A 643-nucleotide genomic window follows, 5' to 3' on the forward strand; every position below is an offset into this window, starting at 1 on the left:
GAGTCACTTGCATTCATGGTGGCACCCCTCCATTGACTGACGAAGACGGCGAATGCCGCCGCCGGCATTGGCTTCGCGAACAGGAAGCCTTGTCCTGTGTCGCAGTCCGCTTGTCGCAATAGATCAAGACTCGCCGATGTTTCCACGCCTTCAGCCACCACATCCATGCCCAGCCCGTGCGCAAGCTGAATCACGGTGTGCACGATGGTTTGGTCGCGGCGGTCGTTGGCGAGCCCGGCGACAAACGATTGGTCGATCTTGAGCGTGCTGATTGGGCAGCACTTCAGATGTTGCAGACAGGAATACCCCGTCCCGAAGTCATCGGCGGCGAAGCGCACACCGATCTGCCGCAAGGCGTCCAGGGCGGGGAAGATCGCCGGATCACCAAACGCGACCGATTCGGTCAGCTCGATTTCGAGATACTCGGCGGGCAACTCGGCATCAGCCAGCACGCCCTTTACCCACCCGTCGAAGTCCGGTCCCACTTGGCTCGCCGAAACATTGACGGCCAGCCGGAACGGTCGCCATGCCAGCATTCGCCAGTCACGCATCTGGCGGCAGGCTTCGCCCAGCACCCAAGCGCCGATTTCAGGCATCAGGCCGGACGATTCGACCACGGGCAGGAACTGGCCCGGTGGCAATA

At 61.9% G+C, this 643-nt stretch carries 1 protein-coding gene; it reads right to left on the reverse strand.

The genetic code is table 11. From position 1 onward, the window contains the following. Positions 1-643: cyclic diguanylate phosphodiesterase (locus APH25_RS24565; protein ID WP_060483655.1), on the reverse strand; the 643-nt coding region annotated here is incomplete at both ends.

The organism is Pseudomonas sp. NBRC 111119 (genome assembly GCF_001320125.1).
Lineage (GTDB): Bacteria > Pseudomonadota > Gammaproteobacteria > Pseudomonadales > Pseudomonadaceae > Aquipseudomonas > Aquipseudomonas parafulva.